The organism is Paenibacillus anseongensis (assembly GCF_009757995.1).
Taxonomy (GTDB): Bacteria; Bacillota; Bacilli; order Paenibacillales; family NBRC-103111; genus Paenibacillus_E; species Paenibacillus_E chondroitinus.
Map to the genome: position 1 here is coordinate 246,999 of NZ_WSEM01000039.1, position 19,256 is coordinate 266,254.

15 protein-coding genes are annotated in these 19,256 nt (G+C 43.4%); all 15 read right to left on the reverse strand.

The window, feature by feature from the left end:
* Nucleotides 1-13: 13 nt before the first annotated feature.
* Nucleotides 14-1,321, reverse strand: a complete 1,308-nt coding sequence (locus tag GON05_RS36360; RefSeq protein WP_157326357.1) for an ABC transporter substrate-binding protein — start codon at nt 1,319-1,321, stop codon at nt 14-16.
* A 106-nt stretch (nt 1,322-1,427) separates the two neighbouring features.
* Nucleotides 1,428-2,612, reverse strand: coding sequence for a response regulator transcription factor (locus GON05_RS36365; protein ID WP_157326358.1), 1,185 nt, complete (start codon nt 2,610-2,612; stop codon nt 1,428-1,430).
* Between the two features lie 5 nt (nt 2,613-2,617).
* A complete protein-coding gene (locus tag GON05_RS36370) occupies nt 2,618-3,799 on the reverse strand; it encodes an ABC transporter substrate-binding protein (protein WP_338114255.1) in 1,182 nt (393 codons plus the stop codon).
* 97 nt (nt 3,800-3,896) lie between these two features.
* On the reverse strand, nt 3,897-5,726 hold the full coding sequence (locus tag GON05_RS36375) for a cache domain-containing sensor histidine kinase (RefSeq protein WP_309492015.1): 1,830 nt from the start codon (nt 5,724-5,726) through the stop codon (nt 3,897-3,899).
* A 703-nt stretch (nt 5,727-6,429) separates the two neighbouring features.
* Nucleotides 6,430-7,005, reverse strand: a complete 576-nt coding sequence (locus tag GON05_RS36380; protein WP_157326359.1) for a hypothetical protein — start codon at nt 7,003-7,005, stop codon at nt 6,430-6,432.
* A 386-nt stretch (nt 7,006-7,391) separates the two neighbouring features.
* On the reverse strand, nt 7,392-8,516 hold the full coding sequence (locus tag GON05_RS36385; RefSeq protein ID WP_181646463.1) for an MGDG synthase family glycosyltransferase: 1,125 nt from the start codon (nt 8,514-8,516) through the stop codon (nt 7,392-7,394).
* A 776-nt stretch (nt 8,517-9,292) separates the two neighbouring features.
* Nucleotides 9,293-11,008 carry a cache domain-containing sensor histidine kinase gene (locus GON05_RS36390; protein WP_246239793.1) on the reverse strand — a complete coding sequence of 572 codons (1,716 nt, stop codon included), beginning with the start codon at nt 11,006-11,008 and terminating at the stop codon, nt 9,293-9,295.
* Complete coding sequence (locus GON05_RS36395; RefSeq protein WP_157326362.1) at nt 11,008-11,778, reverse strand: response regulator transcription factor; 771 nt, start codon at nt 11,776-11,778, stop codon at nt 11,008-11,010. The genes GON05_RS36390 and GON05_RS36395 overlap by 1 nt, the downstream gene beginning before the upstream one ends.
* An 18-nt stretch (nt 11,779-11,796) precedes the next feature.
* A complete protein-coding gene (gene msrB, locus GON05_RS36400) occupies nt 11,797-12,927 on the reverse strand; it encodes a peptide-methionine (R)-S-oxide reductase MsrB (protein WP_157326363.1) in 1,131 nt (376 codons plus the stop codon).
* Between the two features lie 30 nt (nt 12,928-12,957).
* The gene (locus tag GON05_RS36405; protein ID WP_157326364.1) at nt 12,958-13,497 is read right to left on the reverse strand and encodes a redoxin family protein; all 540 of its coding nucleotides are present in this window, start codon (nt 13,495-13,497) and stop codon (nt 12,958-12,960) included.
* 23 nt (nt 13,498-13,520) lie between these two features.
* Nucleotides 13,521-14,231, reverse strand: a complete 711-nt coding sequence (locus tag GON05_RS36410) for a cytochrome c biogenesis CcdA family protein (RefSeq protein WP_157326365.1) — start codon at nt 14,229-14,231, stop codon at nt 13,521-13,523.
* A gap of 154 nt (nt 14,232-14,385) precedes the next feature.
* Nucleotides 14,386-14,733: a VOC family protein gene (locus tag GON05_RS36415; protein WP_157326366.1), complete on the reverse strand. Its 348-nt coding sequence runs from the start codon at nt 14,731-14,733 to the stop codon at nt 14,386-14,388.
* Between the two features lie 32 nt (nt 14,734-14,765).
* Nucleotides 14,766-15,776, reverse strand: coding sequence for a phosphotransferase (locus GON05_RS36420; RefSeq protein WP_157326367.1), 1,011 nt, complete (start codon nt 15,774-15,776; stop codon nt 14,766-14,768).
* A 44-nt stretch (nt 15,777-15,820) separates the two neighbouring features.
* Nucleotides 15,821-17,605 carry a cache domain-containing sensor histidine kinase gene (locus GON05_RS36425; protein WP_157326368.1) on the reverse strand — a complete coding sequence of 595 codons (1,785 nt, stop codon included), beginning with the start codon at nt 17,603-17,605 and terminating at the stop codon, nt 15,821-15,823.
* Nucleotides 17,606-17,619: 14 nt separating this feature from the next.
* Nucleotides 17,620-19,224 carry a response regulator transcription factor gene (locus tag GON05_RS36430; protein ID WP_181646464.1) on the reverse strand — a complete coding sequence of 535 codons (1,605 nt, stop codon included), beginning with the start codon at nt 19,222-19,224 and terminating at the stop codon, nt 17,620-17,622.
* Between the last annotated feature and the right edge of the window lie 32 nt (nt 19,225-19,256).

Genomic DNA, 19,256 nt, shown 5'->3' on the forward strand with positions numbered 1-19,256 from the left:
CCCCCATTGGCCTTTATTTATTCTTCAATTTCGTTTTGGCTTTCTCGACGAGTGACCAGAACTCTTTATCAGGGTCTTTCGTTTTATCTACCGCTACAGCCTGCATGCCGTCACCAATGATATCCGCAACCGTTTGATAGTTCGGCCCTTTACGCTGCACTTTGACGTCCTTAGCAACTTCAGAGTACAACACACCTAGCTTCTGATTGCCCCAAAACTCATAGCCCGTTTCCGTGAAAGCCTTGTCCCCATATACGGATGGAGTTGAAGGGAAGTTGCCGGATAGTTTAAAGACTTCGAGCTGCTGCTGAGGAGAAATCAACCAACTGATAGCGGTGTAAGCTTCCTTAGCATATTTGGACTCCTTAGGAATGGTCAGGAAAGATCCGCCCATGTTGCCAGTGCCTTCCGGAATTTTCGCTGCACGCCATTTACCTTTCGTATCCGGAGCACGGGTTTCGACATGCCCTCGGCCCCATGCGGCTGAAATGTACGTGGCAATTTTGCCAGAGTTGAGAGCTGCTGAATACTCTTGAAGAGCATTCTTTTGATCGTAACTACCAGCAATCCCCATATCACGAGCCTTTTTAAAATAGTCCAAAGCCTTCTTCACTTGCGGATTTTTTTCAATGATGAGCTGATCATCCTTATCGAAGTACAATTCATCCCCTTGGTCACGAATAGCACCGAAAAGTTCGTTTGGATTGGATAAAATATCGGCACCCGTTTTCTCTTTAAGCGTTTTACCCGCAGCTAGGAAATCATCCCATGTCTTGATTTTGGCTGCAACGTCGTTCGGTTCGGACGGTAATCCAGCTTGTTGGAACAAATCCTGCCGATAATAGAGCACCATCGGACCGATGTCCGTAGGAAGACCAAGCTGTTTCTCGCCCACCGTGGACTGTTTCCACTTCCAATCGAGGTAGTCTTTTGCCATATCCTTGGCGCCAAAGGAATTAAGGTCGTTAAATTTGTCAGGGTATTTCAGAAACTGATCCAACTGGGAAATATCAATCATTGCGATATCCGGAGCTCCAGACCCGGCAGACATCGCCGTTAAAAGCTTTTTGTGCGCATCTTCCCATTTGTAAATTTGCGGAATGATCTCGATGTTAGGATGGGTGCGGTTAAACTCAGGAATGATTTTCTCGAATGAAGCCCCCTGCCAAAACCACATTTGCAATTGAACTTTCTTGCCATCGCTTGCTTTCGCATCCGTTTTTACTGCTTCCGGCGCTCCTCCACCACTGCTGCAAGCACTAAGAAGGAGGACGGAAGCCATTAGCAAACCTAAGGCCTTACCCTTCGACACGTTTTTCATCGATTAACGCTCCCTTCAAATTTCGAGCCTATTAAGAAAGCCCTTACATTTAGTATAAACAGGGGGGGACAACCCGTATAGGTAACGCATCTTCGATTTCTTGGACTTAAGTTAGGAAAGTTCCGTCCACCGTCCGATAAGCCCCCGGAGCTATCCCCTCGAACGTTTTGAAGATTCGGCTGAAATAAGCGGGATCCTTGTAGCCTACTTTTTCACAGACTTCATAAATTTTCAAATTCGTATCCCTTAACCATTTTTTAGCCTCAGTCAAACGGTGTTGCGTTAAATAGTGCGTATAAGTCATCCCCGTCTCCTGGTGAAATAAGTTGCTCAAATAATTAGGGTTTACTTGGTATTGCTGGGCAAAGTCGGATAAGTTCGCCGCACCCGCATACTCTTTGTGAATATATCCTAGAAGCGCTCGGATGATCGGTGGGAACGACTCTCCGCCACTTTCTTTACGCGTTATCTCTGTAAATCCAAGACTGATCATGCTGCGTATGTACATCAAGCTTAGATCCCCGATCTCCTTCGTCGCACCCCCATACCCTGTCTTCACCTCAATTCGTAACTTAGCCGCCATCCACTTTGACGTCTCTTGCACTTCCCTCTCCCAAGCCTCTTGATCGCATTGATTGGCAAACAGCACGACCGTGACGAGCCGGTCCTCCAGACATACGGCTGCTGTGCCCAGACGGCTAAATGCCTCATACGCGCACTCCCTTATAAAATAACGAACCGAAGCTTCCCCTAATGACCTTAAGTCTTTGGTTGAAAAGGAAACGAGCATGATTTTCTTGTGTAATGGAATCAAGCCTTCATCGAAGGTTGGAACCGGTACCCCTTGGAGTAAATCATGAAGGCGCTTTTCCAGCAGCGCACGTTCTCTAATGACATTAACTTGTTGAGATTCCTGTCTGCGACGATGCTTCTCATACGATGCGAGAAATACCTCTCTAAGCTTTTCCTTGGACAATGGCTTGAGCAAATAGGCATGTACCCCGTGCTCCATTGCCTTCTGTGCATAATCGAACTCTGCATGCCCCGTGAGCACGTATACATCGGTTCCAGGCGAATGCTCTCGAGCAAACTCCGCTAACTGTAGACCATCTGCTGCAGGCATACGGATATCCGTAATAAGGAGATGGACTTTCTGCTTCTTTAACATAGCCATTGCCTCAAGTCCATTCGCTGCATCCAGCACTTCTCCAACGCCATCTAAGCGTGAAAGGGTTCTGCACACCGGGTGGCGCACATTTGCTTCATCATCGACGACAAGAATTGTAAACATCACGATCAACCTCCCGTATTTATCTGCTTGAATCGGCGGATGATATCCTCCCAGGTATGTTCTGGATCCGCACCCTCTGATTCCACTCGGCGCAAACCCTCTTTTATCATTCGTTCAATCCCTTCATATTCAAAATCATTGTAAGCCGCTTTGTAACGAAGTGCCGTGTAGGAGTAGATCTGACCGACGGGTGCATCATGAAAAAAAGCGTCCCGCACCTCTAGAAACTCCCGGGTCGAATAAGACTCCGGTGTGGGAGGGAAATTACCACTGCCAATAAAGCTGTCCAGTTGCTGTGCTGGAGCCGTTAGCCACTGAGCGAGTTCATAAGCCGCATGAGGATTTCGGCTCGTTCGTGGAACAGCCAGACATGTCCCTGACCAATTCGAGGGAAGTCCGGGAGCTCGGGCCAGATCCCAGACACCTGCGGTAGAGGGGGCAACTTTCTTGAAAGCTCCATGAAGCCAGGAGGGTGCCAAGACAACGGCGAACTTGCCGTTTACGGCAGCTGAAGCCCAGGCGGAAGATTGCGACGGAAGGCCCGCATTTAACCCGAGCTTATGGAAGCGTATAGCTTGATCCCAAGCTTCTTTCACATGCGGATCAAGTTCGTGATCCATCGGCGTCAAGTAATGACCGTCGAACTGGTTCAAATAGCTCATAAATACGTTGGCCAAATTATCGATAAGATAAGCGCCTGTTTTCTTCTTGATTTCCAAGCCAGCCTGCTCCAATTGCTCCCAATTGGTTAGAGAATCGGCCACTTCCTCCCGTTCGACCGGCAGCCCTGCCATCTGAAACAAATCCCGACGGTACGCTAATGCAACAGGTCCGATGTCCACTGGCATCGCAAATAGAAAGCCGCCATCCTTGCTTTCAGCTTGGCGCCACTTCCAATCCAAGTAGTGCACCCTCTCATCGCCGTAATCGTAGAGATTAAAAAATTCATTTTGAAAACGCTTTACTTGATTTAGTTGAGAAGCCTCAAGCAGAACGAGATCCGGCGTATCTGCTTTCGTAGCAAGGGACGTCATCAGCCCCGGCAAAACATCGTCAAACTGAAAGCTGACAATCTCCACATCCACTCCGGGATGATCGGCCATATATTTCTTAACAAGCCGTTCAAGCCCGCTTCCCGGCCATAGCCAAATCCGAAGCTTTACGACTTGCGACGCGTTTCCGTTCACACTCGGTAAAGCTGCTTGTGGTTCACAGGAAGTCAAGAATAGGAAACTCACCAGGCAAACAATGAGCCATATGGAAGATTGATTTCCTTTTCGATCATTAAGCAGCGCCAGTCCCCCCTTTCTTGGACAGTAAAGGTGGCACCGTAACCATTTCCGAAGTATGAAGCGGCAATGACAGCATAACCTGCAGCCCGCCTAGCGGACTCTTGGAGAGGCTAATCCCGCTGCTAGGCCCGAAGAACGCTTGCAGCTGCTTGTGAAGGTTGCTCAGTCCGATACCTCGTCCCTGCTTCTCGAAGCTTTGCTCTTGATGGATGGATACCTCCAACAACTGCAATGCCTCTTGCGTCATTCCTACGCCATTGTCCTCTACAGAGCACTTCACCATGCCGTCTTGTCGGTAGATCCGCACTCGGATTTGCCAATCGCCCTCATCTTGCTGCTCCAGGCCATGATGAAATGCATTCTCGACTAGAGGCTGGAGTACGAGTCGTATAACGCGTTGTTGTTCTAGTCCCTCCTCAACATCTATGCTAACCTGAAACTTCTCTCCGTATCTTGCTCGCTGCAAAAGCAAATAACGATTCAGCTGTTCCATATCTTCACCTAATGTTACGAGATCCGTCGATGGGTGGACACTATAACGGAGGAGTTCACTTAGCGCGAGCGTCATAGCTTGCGCCTGATCCGGCCGTTCATCTTCGATGGTCCAGTAAATCAGATTAAGCGAATTGTACAAAAAGTGAGGCCTGAATTGTGCCTTAAGTGCGACCAGCTGCGCCCACTGGACCGTAATTTGCTGCTCCGAGAGCCTCTCTACAACGTCCTCCAACTCTTCCACTAAGGCATTGTAATTGGCATAAAGTCTAGTGATTTCTCGACTCGCAAAGGGTTTGTCAATCGGCTTGACCCCTTCCTTACGCAGTCGATTCATGCCATCGGCTAGCAGCCGAATTGGTTTGGTAAGTGTCCATGTAAAATATGTCACAAACACTAAAGCAATGAGGATGCCTGCACCCATCGTGAGCAAGGCATGAGCCCAAATTTGAGAAGCCTCGCTGTTGACGGCCTCAGGTTTGAAATAGGCGATTGTCGTCCAACCGCTGTACGAAGATTTTGCATAAGACACCAGCACTTGTCGCTGATCCTCCCTTGTCTTCCATTCGAAGAAGGGTTGCGCATTTCTTCCAAATTTACTGAACAATCCTACATCCGCAGCCGTACCGATTTCTCGTGGCACCGTAGAATACACGATGTTGCCGATGGAATCCATCACCTGCACCTTTCGCTCAATCCGTTGTCCTGTTTCGCCAATAATCCGGTTGATTTTATCTACCGGAAAGACAATAAACTCGTCCCCGAGCGGTGTCAGGCTTGACGGGTCCTTCAGCTTGCGGGCTCCGATGATCGCCGGGATTTCGCCATCCCGCCAGGCAGGCCCGTATACCCAAAGCATGTGTCCGTCAAGTGTTTGCATTTTGCTGTACCAGCTTACAGCAGCTACATCGTCCGCCATTCGCCAGAATAACTGCAGGGATTCATTCGAGGCGTAGGCGTTACCATTGCGGTCGAATAAATGAAGCAGCATATCCCCGGCAATGTAGCGTATTTTTTCCGCCAAATACCGATTTAGGTCCATGGAAATTTGGGGTTCGGCACCTTGTGGGGGAACATCCGCTTTCAACGCAGCCAGCACTTTCTCATCGAAGGCAACCATTTGCGTAGCCTGATCGTATTGACGCAGCAACACATCAATTTTGGCCGACAATTGTTCCACGGATTCTTGGGTATAGCTTGCGGTGCGGTTGAGCACAATCTGTGACGTCATGCGGTAATTCAGCAAATTTGTAAGCGCGATCGCCAATGCGGCAATCAAGAACATCCCCGCGAGCAACTGGACAAAAATGGGTACAGGGCGTCGCAGCACCGTGCTTCACCTCCATCATTAGGTGTAAAAAAGGTTGTCAATTACCTTTTTCTACCTATGAGACCTTTCCCCTCTATGCGCCGCTCAAAATATGTCTAATGAACTAGTTCCCTGCCGAATATCGGCATATTTCGATTCGTTTTGTCGAATAAAAAAAGAGCTGCAATGTTGCAGACTCCCTGGAATTAATACGGATATTTTTATTAATCTATATCATCATGTTTTCTTTCGAGATATTAAACGTAGCGAAATTTGAAATGTTATTGCACACAATATCCCATATGAATAAATTAATAAATTATCTTTATCGAATATGAACAAGCCATCAGTCCTGTTTTTACTTAATGCATAGATCGTTACTATAACTCCAATTAACGAAAACACAATGTAAAATAAGGTTTCAATTATTAATCTTGCTCTTATAACTCTTTTTAGTATCAGATTAATACAAATTGAAGAGGGAATTCCAATCACTACTAACGGAAATAACGTAAATATCATGAAAACAACTATTCCTAATAAGCTTTCAAAAGTAATAGCTGCTTTAGCAATAAATACAAGGATTACTAACTGAAGTATTGTTGGACAGATGATTAACGTTACTAATGAAGAAAGCACAAAATGTTTTGGTTTCATTTTTCATCACATACCTATATCTGTTTTTTGTCTCTATTTCTTCCACTTTTGATGTTTTGATGTTTGTCTAGTCATTGATTATTCCGCCGATATATATGGACAAAGCCCTCCAACTGCTATAATTTTGTTGCACTAAGATAGAATCTTTTATAATTCCATTACTAATTATAAACCTTCTACCATCATCTTCGCTTAAGATAACACCTAAATAACAACCATTTTTCTTAAAATAAAGTCCTTCAATAATTTTAAAATTTTCCAATCCAGTTTGATCTTTTGCAATTAAATTCAAGGTATTTCTACGTTCTTTTACAGATGGTACCGATTCGTCTCCAATAATCGATCTATTCAACTCTACAGGATCTTGACTTGATATCCATCTTGAACCTACTAATTGATTGTATAATTCCTTAATAGTCATCTGCTCTTTCTTAAAGTAGGTAGGTATTGGACCATCCAGAAAGAAATACTCGTCACCCTCATCTGAAAACTCATAGATTCTTAATATTTCATGATCTAGTTGAAATGTTTCCAGATATTTAAATTTAAATGGCCATGTTTCAGACACAGCAGATTTACTAAATGTGACATCATAAGCAAACTCATAGAATAGGTACTCATTTATCTCTTCTAGTTTTAACAATTAATTTTACCTCCAACATCTATTTAAAGCTCGATAAGATCGAGCTATTATTTAAATATTCACTCTAAGAAATCAACATGCTTTCTACCTACACATTTATTGTGTTTTTCATTTCGATAAGAATTTCTATTCTCCTGTGACTTTATCAAAACTTAATGCTAGAAACACCAGTTAGAGCTATCTTGGATATTTCCTTAGAAATAATATTTTCTTCTATTTTCCGAACAACTCGCTCGTTATTAGACACATCTTGTCATTGAATGTATGTTAGGAGCAGTATTTCTGCAAATGCTTCTCTTTTTTCTCTCTTTTCCAACCTAACTCGTTCAAATTCTTCAACAAAAAAAGGAGCTGCTTCGCAGCAGACTCCTTGATCCATCCCTAACTCAAATTAAAGCGGACATAATTGGATTATCCAAAACCATCATCATATCATTTACAATGTGCGCCGCAGCATGATGGCGCTGCAACGAGGCCATACGAGCTCTCATTTCATCGCTTTTAGTGGGATGGCGCATGAATTGCTCAATATTTATGTAAAAGTCCTCCATCTTATTGGCAATTGAAGCTACACCGAGCCTGGATAAATACAAGGCATTTTCTTTCTCCTGACCGCCGTTTGGCTTATATACAAAAACCGGAAGTCGCAAAGCTATAGCCTCTGTCAACGTTAAGCCGCCTGCTTTCGTTACAATACACATGGCTCTTGACATCCACTCGTGAACATTATCTACAAAGCCTAAAATGGTGATCCCCGGGTACGCAGCAAAATCTGCCTCAAGTCGATCTTTCAACTTCTCGTTATGGCCACAGATGACAACTAATTGACAGTCTTCAAGAAGCAGCAGCGAATCCAACATTTCATCCAGATAACTGGTTACTCCACTTTCCGTAGCCATGATAAGGATAATTTTCTTTCGCAGAGATTGCGATTGCGCACGAATGCTCGCTGCTGCGAACTCTTGTTTCAGCGGAATGCCGCTGACTTCTATACAGTCCTTGTTATATCCTTTAAAAATAATTTGTTGCTTCAAATCTTCCGTTGCCACGTAATACCGATCGACTTTTGGATGCAGCCAAGTTGCATGTAACGCGTAATCTGTGAGTACTGTAAAATTTTTGACCCCCATTGCACTACAAACGATTGGAGCGGCGCCGAAGGGAAACGTGTTGACCACAACATCCGGACGTTCTTTTTGAATGAGTTCTCTCAGTTTCTTTTGACCCAAATATGTCATTGATTTCTGAAATAGCGCGGTCTCTTTCGTTTCACGTGTTAAATAATAGCTCCAACCATAGTAGTCGAGCCCTAATTTAGAGCTTTTTGTACTTTTACTGATTAGCGAAGAAGTTATTGAGTAGATCCACGGATGGCCTTCCTTCATGAGATTAACAATTTTCACTTGCTCTATACCCTGTTTGAAGAACTGCTGCTGCAGCGCTTTAGAAGCTTGAATATGTCCATTACCATAACTAGCCGTAAGAATTAAGATGCGAGGATTAAAAGGCATCGTTGAAATACCACCTTTCATCACAAACTTTAATAAACGGATATAAATAACTGTTCCTACAGTTTCAATGTATTGCGAGTTGCACGGATCTATTTCAATTTTCTTTAACCATAACATATGCCAATGGGGATATGAAGTAGGTGATCTGCCGTGATGTAAATTTTCAGAAACAATTCATAATTCCATACTAATCTATTAAATGAGCCCTCACAGACAAGTCATTCCAGCATATCCTAAAGTATCCTCGCTAGAAAGGAATGATAGAAATGACTTTATTAATCAACCACTTTTATGGTATTGTTTACCGCAGTGCCAATGGGTTCATTACCGTTTTTAACGGTCGTGTGGTCTCCAGAAATCGTAACTCCATTGTTCTTCGATTTATGAATAATCGTGGTATCGTCGTTCTTAGAAGACTTTTCCTTCTTCAAATTCTTAGATTTGTCGCTATTTAATTGCTAACGGATGTACAAAAAAGAGGCTCTTCCACGGTCATTAAATGACTTAAGGGAGGGCCTCTTCTTAATTAATGTTATGAATTATATGCAGCATGAAATTCGATGATATAGTTGTCCACAGTTTTAGCTTCATAAAGCACACCAATGTGTTCGAGCCATTGGACCAAGTTCAGTTAATTATTCAAAAAACAAGCATCTATTTCCGTGTACACGGTTCCTAATAGGGCGACTAACAGCACAACTACTATAAAATTTACCATTAATTTAGATTTGTTCACAAGAATCGATTCCCTTCCTGATGAGTCATTTTCGGAATTCTCACGGTATGATGATGGTTACTGTTGTTCCTTCTCCCGAACGAGATTGGATCTGAACCCCATATTCTTTGCCATAGTAAAGTTTTAAGCGTTCATCTACGTTGTTGATGCCAACTCCGCCTAATTTAGGCTGGGAAGCTAGTGACTCAACGTCTTTATTGAAGCTATGAGAAGTCGGGTCGAAGCCCACACCATCATCCCTTACCATGAACTGCACATGTCCATCATCCGTATAGTCGCAGGTAATTTCCACGAATCCAGATCCTTCTTTTTCCCGGATGCCGTGATAAATCGCATTTTCCACAATAGGCTGCAAAATGATTTTAGGAATGACCTTGACCGCTAAAGCTGGGTCGAAGTCCAACTGATAATGAAGTTTATCTCCATATCGCTCCTTCTGAATAAATAAATATTGAGCGACATGGTTCATTTCATTTTCAATCGTCGTCATCTCGCTTCCTCCGCTTAGTGACAATTGAAAAAATTTGGCCAACGCTTTGGTTGTAGATATGACCCGATCGCTTTCATTAAATTCGGCCATCCAGACGATCGTATCCAACGTATTATATAGAAAATGCGGATTGATCTGGCTATGCAGCACTTTTAGTTCATAGGTGTGCAGCGCTTTTTCCTTCGTTTCAATTTCCTCGAGCAATCTGCGAACTTCGGAAACCATCAAGTTAAAATGTTGAGCAAGGCCCTGTACTTCCGTCACGCCGGATTCAGGCACACTTACTTCCAACGTACCCTCTCTTACTTTTTGCATAGCCTGCTCTAATCGATGAACCGGCCGCGTGATGCTTCTGGCAATGATTAATGACACCGTAATGATAAGGATTAACAGTCCTAAACCGACAATAACAAAAGATCGAATCATTTGGCTGCGAATTTGCAGTAAACCATCCAGCGAACTAACGCCGACCAATGTCCAATCGGAGTTTGCTATTGGTGTTTTTTGAATAAGGACATTTTGCGTCCGATCGTAACCGCTAGCTGACATGCTAATGTTCCTTAATTGCTCTTTCTTCACTGGATCAACAAAAAATGTCGGGTCTTTGTGATAAACAATCCCGCCTTGGCTATTAATGATAAATGCAAAACCTTTACTTCCCAGATCCAGATCCTTCAAATAATCATCGATGCCATTGTATTCGATATCCAATAGGATAACGCCAAGGTTCTGATTGTTCTCATCTCTCACTTCTTGGCTCATCGAGATGACCCATTTGTCCTTGTCCATCACAAATTCCTGCATGCGGGCCGAAGAAAGGGCCGGTGCTTTCCCTTTAATTGCTTCTACGTACCAAGGCTCTGTCATCATATTGGATGATCGCTGCATGTTCAGCTTCGTTTCATTTGACAACATATAGCCGTCTTTTCCGATAACCACAACAGACTTAATATAGGAATCGGACATCAGCACAGTTCGGATAAGCTGCATCTCATCCTTCTCCCCTTCTTTGGTTGGAGAGGCCAGGGTCTTGATGGTTTGGGGATTGTTTGCAAGCACATTGGACAAGACCAACAACCGATCTATATACGCTCCTACGAAAGCCCCGCTTTTTGAAATAGCCATCTGCGACGACTGAATGGAATCATTCATGACTACTCTGGAAATGCCCACATATAAAGCGGTGCCGATAATTCCTATGGTTACGAGACTGATTAACATATACACGAACGAAATGCGAGATTGCAGCGACCGGGGAAATCTCATCACGAATATTTAATCCTTTCCCTGTATTGCAGGGGGGAGACCCCGAATTTCTTTTTAAAAGCGGCACTGAAATAATTCGGGTTATCAAATCCGACCGCCGTTGAGATTTCATATATTTTCAAATCCGACACCAGAAGCTGAAGCTTAGAACGTTCTAGTCGGACAGCGATTAAGTAATCCTGAAAGGAGACGTTAAATAGTCTTTTGAAAAGAACGCTCATGTACCCGGTGCTAAACCCTTGCTGATCTGCCAGAATGGCTAAGGAGAAATCGGGGTTAGCGATATTGTCGTCGATAATTTTGGCAATAGATGATTTGTTATCGGATTCATCTTTTGCTTGCAGCGTCGTTTTATAATCGCTTACAAGGCTTTGCAGCTCGGATTGCTGCTGTTCACTTTGAAGCTTACTCACCAACTTTTGCAGTACCTCGTACACGTCTTCCTTAGAAACCGGCTTAAGCACGTAATCATCAATGCCGATTTTCAAAGAAGTAACCGCGTAATCGTAATAGTCATACCCGGTTATCACCGCAATCTTGACATTTTGCTTCATCTCTTTGGCTTTTCTGGCAAAATCAAGCCCGTTCATTTTGGGAATATTAATATCCAACAGGACGATATCGGGACGATGAGCAAGGAATAGCTTATACGCTTCCTCACCGTTCCCCGCTTCAATAATTTCTGTGATGTGAAATTTCTCAAAAGGAACCAGCCGCCTGATTCCATTTCGGATCAGCTCTTCATCCTCCACGAGCAATAATTTGTACATCGTGTTTTACCTCCTGCTTTATTCAACACTTGTACGCAAATATCCGTAGCCTTCCTTTTGCATGTCGTCCAGTGGAACAAACCGGATGGAGGCGCTATCGATACAGAATCTTTTCCCTGTCGATTCAGCAGGTCCATCATCGAAGACATGACCCAGATGAATGCCGCCTACGCGGCTTTTGACTGCCATACGAACCATATTGTACCTTGTGTCCTTCTCATAAGTTACCACATCAGGATCAATTGGTCTCGTAAAACTTGGCCAGCCGCAGCCGGAATCATATTTGTCACGACTGGAGAAAAGGGGCTCGCCTGTGGTGATATCAACATAAATACCTGGATCATACGTATCCCAGTATTCATTGGAATAAGCTCTCTCCTCGCCTCCGAGTACCGTTACGTTATATTGAAGATCGGTTAATTTCGCCTTCAGCTCTTCATTGCTTGGTCTGATATACTTCGTAGGGTCAACTTTAACTGGCTCATCCAGAATCGTTAAATCAACGTGACAGTAACCATCCGGGTGTTTCTCCAAGTAATCCTGATGCTCTTCCTCAGCTACATAAAAGTTCGTCAGAGGTAGTACTTCCGTCACGATCTTTTTATCATATTTCATTTGCTCTTTTGCCACTACTTCGTTGATCACAGCGGCGTCACTCTCATTGACATAATAAATGCCTGATCGATAGCTGATGCCAACATCATTTCCTTGCTTATTCACACTTGTCGGATTGATGATTTTAAAGAAACGGTTCAATAGATCGGACAATTCGATTCGTGCCGGATCATATTTAACCTCTACTGTCTCCGCAAATTTGCGGTCTTCACGAACAACATCCTTGTATGTCGGATTTTCCCCTATTCCATTAGCATAACCGGAAATTACATCCTGTACGCCTGGAATTCGGGAAATGAAAGCTTCCACTCCCCAGAAGCAGCCGCCTGCCAGATAAATGGTTTGCAGCTTACTATTGGAATAATCAATCTTATCATTAGGATTTGCGGATCTGGTGGTTGTAGGTTCATTTTTCGCTAACATCGCTGATGATGCCCCCGCGGCTTTCGAACTACCGCTAACCCCAATCGAATTGGCACAAGCCGTAACCAATAATAGCAGCAGCAGAGAACTCACATACAGAATTCTTTTCATGTCGTTTCCTCCTATTCAACAAATATAAAATCAAGAAATTTTCTTGAAATTATCAATAATGGCCTCATTAAAGTTATGGCCTGGCGCTGACTTTGCCAGAATACCGTCAGAACCAATGTAATAAGAAGACGGATACCCTCTTACCCCAAATTTTTGCGCCCATTTACCGTCTTCATCGAGCAGCACCGTTAAGTTGCTTTTTTGCTCCTCTTGCAGTCCGTTAAACCACTCTGTAAATGCTTTGGTCGATTGTTCTCCTTTATAATTTGGGCTGACAATTGTAATCACTTTAAAGCCGTTATCTTGACCGGCCAATTCGTTCACTTCATCAAGCCCTGCCAAGCAAATCGAACACCAAGAAGCCCAGTACTTGACGTACACTTTTTCTCCGGCATAACTAGCCAAATCAACTTGATTCCCCTTCAGATCCTTCAGCTCAAACATGGGGGCGGGCTGCCCTGAATTTAATGAAGCTTGAGCAGCCTTCGTGGCGGTTTTATCCCCACAAGCCGCAAGAACGAACAGTGAAAGCACAATCACACTGGCAAGCAACCATTTTACTTTCTTCATCTTAAAACTCCTCCTGTCCACCATTAGAATAAAGATGCAATTGCGTTTAGATTATTCGTCATAAGCAGCACGCCCATCACGATGAGCAGAATGCCGGAAATCACTTTTACTTTAGGCAAATGTTTGTTAAGTGCTCTTAACCGTCCTGCAAGCAAATCCGAAAAGAAGGAAAGAATAAGAAAAGGAATAGCCAAACCTAGCGCATAAATGAGCATATAACCGCCACCTTGCAGGGATGATCCTTCACTTGCAGACAAGCTGAGCACAGCCGCTAATATCGGGCCGATGCATGGCGACCAACCGAAGCTGAATGTAAAGCCGAGTAAAAAGGCCGCTGTGAAACCCTTTTTCCCATTCAAATCGATGGACATTTTTTTCTCACGCTGCATGAATAGCACTTGAAATACACCTGTTTGAAAGATTCCGAATAAGACAACGATAGCTCCGCAAATGATAATAAACCAAGAGGTGTTAATGATATTACCGATCGCACCTGCTCCAAAACCAAGTAAGACAAAAACGAATGAGATGCCTAGGATAAAAAATAACGTATTCCCAATTAAATGAGGACGAAGCTGCATCCTGCCTATTTTGACGGCTTGCGCATCTCTGTCTGGCGTAGCTCCACTGAGTTGAGCAATAAAGACAGGCAGCAACGGCAAAATACACGGTGAGAAAAAAGAAAGCAATCCTGCAAGGAACACACTTCCCGCAAAAACCTGACTTGTCAACATATCAACCGCCTCCTTTCTTAGGAATAGCTTACGACTTTCTCGCCTAAATTGGCATACACACTGATGATGACTTTCTATGAAATGATCATGTCTTTTTGTAGATTTGACATAAAAAAACTCCCTAATCCTAAGATTAGGGAGTTTAGCTTAAACATTACCTACAAATCATTAGAACATTACCATCAGGGTCCTTAAAATTAAACCAGTGATCATTCTCGATTTCAGTTAATAATTGAACATGTTTTGCTTTCATAAATTCAAAGGCTTGAACGATATCAACGGTGCGAAATTGAAAGGCTGGCACTTTATAAACGTGATCAGGTGCATATATCTTGCTGTCCAACACAAGACTAGGTCCTTCCATCGGCAAAACATAAATATGCCCAAACAAAACTTCTCCATCCGTCGGTAAGCCTAAAATATCGCAATACCAGTCACGAGCCTGTTCTATGTTGCTGACTGGAAGGAAGACGCCACCGATTTTATTCTGAATAGGATTCATACCATTCCTCCAATGTATTGAATAGGTTAACATTACTCATCTTTAAGTGGCGATAATCTAGGCGGTTGAGGCAGACCTAACAGATTGCATGTCCAACGCACCGCAGGTCCCAGCTGTAACCACTGAATATATCGAAGCCGCGGGAGTTGAGGGATTGGCGGTTTCCCCGCTCTTGTAGCAAAGAATCCTGCCACACAAACGGCAACAGCTCGTTCGGCGAATTCGGGGAATTCAATGCCGTGTTCAGCCATTTCCTTTTTGTAAATAGGCAATAATTGTTCTGCGGTCGGCCCTCCTTCCCCTTCCAGGCTAGGAAAGAAAAAACCAATATCAAATAGCAAAGGGCCTCTACAAGCCAATGCCCAATCAAATAACACTAATCTGCCGTCTCTGAAACGAAGATTATCCGAGCGTATATCTTTATGGATCAAACCCCAGGGTTGGTCTTGACGCATAAGATCCGTTTCAAGGGGAATCAAAACATCAAGTACCGCATCCAGCCAAGCCTCCGTTTCTTCCCTATTCTCGTGAAACAAGTCTAGAAAATAATTTCGCTCTTCGCTGCTCTGTTTCATGGAAAGCCAGTTCTCCGTTACACCTCGAGATGACATTACTTCCACCTTATCAGCCTCGGTGATTCCCTGCACGTGAAATTGAGCTAGATCGCGCATCGCCTGAACCGCTAATGCTTCGGTCCAAGCGGGCACTTTCTTACTGCCCTTTAAATCCTCCAGTAATAATAGATGCCATCCTTGGGTACTGACTGACCCATAATAACGTGGGGAAATTGGTGAAATCGCACGAATCTCCCGATATACGGCTTCTTCTAACGGAAGTACTCGCCAATTCTCTGGTAGTGATCCCTGTCCTGCTCCCTTGGCAAACAATGTTCTTCCATCTTCTAAAAAAATACGAAACGTTGCCGTCGGACCATATCCTCCGAACACACGAGTTGCCGTTCGAATCGAGCTTGCCATCTGCTCTTCCACTTGCTTCCTCAAGGTAAGGGGTACATCACGCCAATAAGGCTTAGGCTCACGCATCTTCTTTCACCTCTCCTCTGTAGGTTACGCCAATCCCAAGATGATTATGGGATACTTGCTCCGAGGCTGACATTCATCTCTTCTTGCTTGTATTTTAGCACTGGAAATTGCACCGTTACCCTCGTTCCACTAGCTTGCGGATTATTTTCAATGTCGACTCGATAACGGGTCCCGAAAAAAGCTTCGAAACGTTCTTTTACATTCCGTATCCCATAACCACCCGTATTTCCTTCCCGCTGGGCATTCCAGTTTTTTTTCAGCCCGACGCCGTCATCCGTGATTTGAATAATAATGTCTCCTTGGTCTTCTTTGGCGCTAATGGTAATATTTCCGGTTAATCGTTCATTAAATCCATGCATAATCGCATTTTCTATGAACGGTTGTAACGTCATTTTGGGGATATACCAATCCTGTAAATGCTCTGCCAAATCGATGGAGACAGTCAACCCCTCCTCCCAGCGCAGCTGTTGGATTTGCACATAACACAGCGCGTGGGTAAACTCTTCGCGAATCGTGATAAGGCTTTCGCCGTTGGACAGTCCGATTCTAAACATTTTCCCCATCAGCTCAAGAATTTGACTTAATTTATCATGTCCGGCAGTCAGCGCCATCCAATTTAATTGATCTAACGTGTTATACAGAAAATGTGGGTTTATCATCGCTTGCAGCGCTTTGATTTCTGCTTTCTTTTGCTCCTTATATTGATTCTCCAATGAAACATATAGCGACTTGATGCGATCCATTAATTTCCGATAACCGGAGAATAACACACCGAATTCATTCTGATAATCTTCTGGCAGATTCACTTTATTCGTGTTAGCTGTGTATCTCCCCATTTCGTGGAGCAGCTGACGTAAAGGTGTAATGAATAGATTCGAAAAATATAAGGTAAACAATAAAGCAATCAGAATCGCCGAAACACCCACAAGAGACAAAACAGCGGAGATGTGAACACTGCCTTTTGTAACTTGGTTCAATGGCGTGAGCTGAACAAGCATACAACTGGAGTTATAATGCATGGCCCATACCATTAAGGTATTCTTTTGAGAGCTTGCCGAATCGTTACTTTCGGGAAGCCCCACTTTCATATAACCGCTTTCATTATTCATGTCCAACAAATAGGACTTTATCTTCGTCGGTAAGGAGGGATCACCGATGTAAGTTATCACTCTGCCCCCTGAATCCAGCAGTATCCGATTAGAAGTCGGGATTTCACCGCTGATCTGACTTTGAATTGATGACGCTTTCAAGTTGAGCATCATGAACCCTTGGTATTTCCCGCTATTCGAATAGATTTTGCGGGCGAAGCTGATGACTTCTATTCGGCCTTGATTGGAAGTAATGGTATGTTCGCCAATCCATGCGAAGTCTGCATTCTCAACAGCTTCATACCAGCTTTGGTCTTTGGCTTGATTCATGTCAATAAATGAAACAAGACTTTGTGATTTCGATGGAAACGCATTCCCCGTATATAATTCAATGGACTGAATAATTGGTGTAGAATAAGCGATATTACTCAAAAATGTTTCTAGTTCTTCACGTTTCTGATAATTGACGTAGGAATCATTGGTCATGTCCGGATATTCCGTTGTCACAATGTTCCTGGTCGCAGCTAGAGAAATTTGCTCAATTGCACGCATTTGAATTTCAATTTTGTTATATAATTCATTCAAATTTTCTTTTTGATAATAGGTGGTTACCCGCACCAGTTCTTTTGTTGAAAGTGTGTAGGTTAGCAAAATGACAATCGTGAGCAAGATGAGGACAAAACTTGTTAAACCTCCAAAAAGCAGATAATCGATCCGGTATCTTTTAAACATCTTCTTCATTCGCCATTCCGCCCTTATGTGAGTAATTCCGCTGGTGTAATTCCAAAGTGCTTTCTGAAAGTGGTACTAAAATAAGGGATATTATTGTAGCCAACTTTATTTGCGACCTCATAGATTCTATATTTTCTTTCTAAAATAAGCCGTTTAGCCTCTTCCATCTTCACACTGATAATATAGTTGTTGATTGTCTCTCCTGTTGCGTTCTTGAAGATTTGACTTAAATAATTACGAGAGATATACACTTTATCGGCAAGTTCGGCAATCGTGATATCGTTGGCATAATTCTCACGGACATATTGTTTGATAAAATCAATGGCCATCTTATGCTTGAAGCTTTCTTGCCAAGGCTGATTCGTACAGATACGCTGAATAATGCTGTGCAGCCATGCTGCGTACTGGTCAAACGTATTCACTTTATTCAATTCGCTTTCCATACTGTGATCCTGAAAGATCTCCGTCAATCGGATATCCTCATCCGCTAGTGCAAAGCTGAAAATAGCCCAAAATTGCGCCCCAAGCAAGCTGAATGGAGGAGGGGTTGCGCTTACCCTTAAGGTAGCCATATAACTTTCAATCATCTTCTCGGCATTCTTGCCTTGCGTTGTTTTAATATCCTCAATAATTTGCTGATAAAACTTAATCGGTTTAGCCGTCGTTTGGATGTGACTGGCGGGGAAACGCTCCGTATTCACATATTCAAACACGCCGGTTGATTGAAGCACTCTGGCATCCGGGACCAGTGGTTGAAAAGCCTCTTCCAACGAATCCGATAGATTGGACCAATTCTCGGTGAATCTGCCGATACCAATCCGAATTGTAATATCGAGATAAGCTTGTACACATTCTATGATTTTCTTCGCAATAGTTCTTATATGATCGATATGCTCCGAATACACCGCGTTCTTTTCAAAATGAAGAATCAAAGCGGCATGATAACCATGCAATTCAACATAATCATAAGATCTTTTTTCGGCTTGGAGAATTTCTTTCATAATGTTTTTGATGGCAAACCGAAATAACAATCGATCTTGCGTGCGGACATCGGAAATTCTCGACGTTCTTAGAATTTCTAGTCCAAGGACGATATGGCTTTGATCCTCTCTCATGTTGCATAGAAGTGTCATTTCATTCCAATTGCTAGCTGTTCCCGTCACGACTGTCTTTAACTGTTCTTTCCGAACGAACGGCTCATATTCATCAATTTGGTCTCGTAGTTTCTCCTGCTCAATCTTTGATTGATTTTCAAGTTCGATGTACGAAATGGTTCGCAGCAGCACTTCCGTGATTGTGTTTCTAGAGACTGGCTTTGATAAGTAATCCTCAACTTGAAGTCTCAGCGCTTGACGAGCTACTTCAAAATCGGCGTAACCGCTATGAATAAGAATTTTTCCTTCAAAACTCTCATTGCGTAATGTTTCTATCATTTTCATTCCACCCATAACAGGCATATAAATGTCTGTTATGACGATATCGGGCTTTTTCTCCCGAATCAGTTCTAATCCGCGCTCTCCATTCAGACCCTCTCCTACTAACTCGGCTCCGATTTCTTCCCAGGGAATCACTTGTTTCATTCCTTTGAGTACCTGCCGATCATCATCAATGATTGCAACCTTCCACATCTCGTTGCCTCCTATAAAAACGGGTGTCATGT